The organism is Lacticaseibacillus mingshuiensis, assembly GCF_016861785.1.
GTDB lineage: Bacteria > Bacillota > Bacilli > Lactobacillales > Lactobacillaceae > Lacticaseibacillus > Lacticaseibacillus mingshuiensis.
This window is the reverse complement of the sequence record NZ_BOLS01000049.1, coordinates 1-1,831: the sequence shown is the minus strand read 5'-3', so window position 1 is coordinate 1,831 and position 1,831 is coordinate 1. Positions and strand designations below refer to the sequence as shown.

2 protein-coding genes and 1 pseudogene are annotated in these 1,831 nt (G+C 50.5%); all 3 read left to right on the top strand.

The features are described 5' to 3' along the window. Positions 1 to 112: 112 nt before the first annotated feature. The gene (gene tnpA, locus JUE67_RS12585) at positions 113 to 565 is read left to right on the top strand and encodes an IS200/IS605 family transposase (protein WP_203637193.1); all 453 of its coding nucleotides are present in this window, start codon (positions 113 to 115) and stop codon (positions 563 to 565) included. Beyond that, positions 546 to 638 carry a helix-turn-helix domain-containing protein gene (locus JUE67_RS12800; RefSeq protein ID WP_308441142.1) on the top strand — a complete coding sequence of 31 codons (93 nt, stop codon included), beginning with the start codon at positions 546 to 548 and terminating at the stop codon, positions 636 to 638. Before tnpA ends, JUE67_RS12800 begins: the two co-directional genes overlap by 20 nt. Positions 639 to 650: 12 nt before the next feature. Next, positions 651 to 1,700, top strand: a pseudogene (locus JUE67_RS12580) (RNA-guided endonuclease TnpB family protein); the annotation flags it as partial. Positions 1,701 to 1,831 lie beyond the last annotated feature (131 nt).

Genomic DNA, 1,831 nt, shown 5'->3' with positions numbered 1-1,831 from the left:
TTTTTGAATTAGGGCAAGGAAACACGTTCTTTCAAGGACGTGATGAATTGCCCTTTTTCTGTGTCCCAGGCACGCTCCACATGGTGCAAGATGACATGTTATAATTACTAGTATGAAGGATTCTAAACGTGTAACGTATGGTAGAACATCTGTCTATAATCTCAATTACCACATCATTTGGGGCACTAAATACCGAAACCGCGTTCTGAAAGGAAACGTCGAAGCCGTGCTTGAGCGAATTCTCTATGAGGTCGCCGCACAATATGGGTTCAGTATCGACCATATGGAGATTGGTAAGGATGACCACGTTCACTTGTTAGTGAGTGCACCGCCGAAATTGTCGGTGACTAACATCGTTCGGTGGTTGAAGGGTATTTCGGCTCGTCAAATGTTCGTTGAGTGTCCCGAACTTCAACGAAGCTATTGGAAACACCAAGGGCGGCACCTGTGGGCACCTAGCTACTATGTCGAGAGTATCGGAACAACGAACCAGGAGGCTGTTGCTAAATACATTGATGATCAACGGGCTAAGGAGCTGAACCCACTTGACCTTGAAGACCTTTAAGCTGCGCATCTATCCAAACGCAACGCAGCGCCAACAGATTGAACGTAACTTCGGTATGTGCCGCTTCGTGTAGAACGAACTACTCAACATGCAAATTCAGCGCCACGATAATGGCGGCAAGTACCTCAATGAGTTCCAGATGAACTACTTGATCAAGCCACTCAAACAGCAGTACCCCTGGCTCAAAGAAGCCGATGCGACTAGCCTAATTGCTGTCAGTCACAACCTGCATCTAGCGTTTCAGAAACTGTTCAAGAAACAGGCCGGGTACCCCAAGTTCAAAGCCCGGCGCTTCGCTAAGCCAACGTACCGGGCCAATGCGGTCAACGGCAATATTGTGCTTACCGATGCAACCCATTTGCGCTTGCCAAAGCTGGGACCGATCCTGTTCCGTACGGGGCAGCGCCCAGTTGGCAATATCAAAACTGCCACAGTGGTGCGCGACCGCCTGGACAATTATTACGTTCTAGTAGTTGCGGAAGTTGAACTGGAATTCTGGCCGAAGAGCGAGGCTACGGTAGGACTAGACATGGGAATCGCAGACCTGGTCATCACCAGTGACGGCATGAAGTATCCCACCAAACGTTTCGACAAGGCTAACGCCAAGAAAAAACACTACTGGGAAAAACGCCTGGCTCGCCGGCGTGCACAAGCCGAAAAGGAAATCGCTTGGGACCGCCACCTTAAGCTTGGAGCCCCGCGGCAACTGAGTGACTTCAAAAACTATCTGAAGGCTAAGCGCATGGTGGCCAAATACAGCGCGAAGGAAGCCAACCAACGTCGCGACTATCTCCAGAAGCTCAGCACAGGACTTATACGCCAGTACGACCTGATCAAGCTAGAAGACCTGAAAACCAAGGGCCTCCTGCATGATCACAAGCTGGCTCGTGCCATTGCAAACCAGGCCTGGCGAGAATTACGCTTGATGCTTGAGTACAAGGCGGCCTGGTATGGTAAACAAGTTGTGGCAGTATCGCCATACAAGACCTCGCAACGCTGTTCAAGTTGCGGGTACGACGACGGAAAACACGGTCTAAACGTGCGCGAATGGACCTGTCCACAGTGTGGCACGCGCCATGATCGTGATATTAACGCCGCTAAGAATATCTTGGCGGCTGAGCAACAAACAGTCTAAAACCTGATAGGGTTTGTGGCGCGGGACGCGCCTTGGTCAATAGCCGTAACCTCTGCACAAAAAGCTTAGTGCTGGATGTGTAAGTCAGCGGTGTTCCCAGAAGCTCGGTCATTTATGGCCGAGTAGTTCAC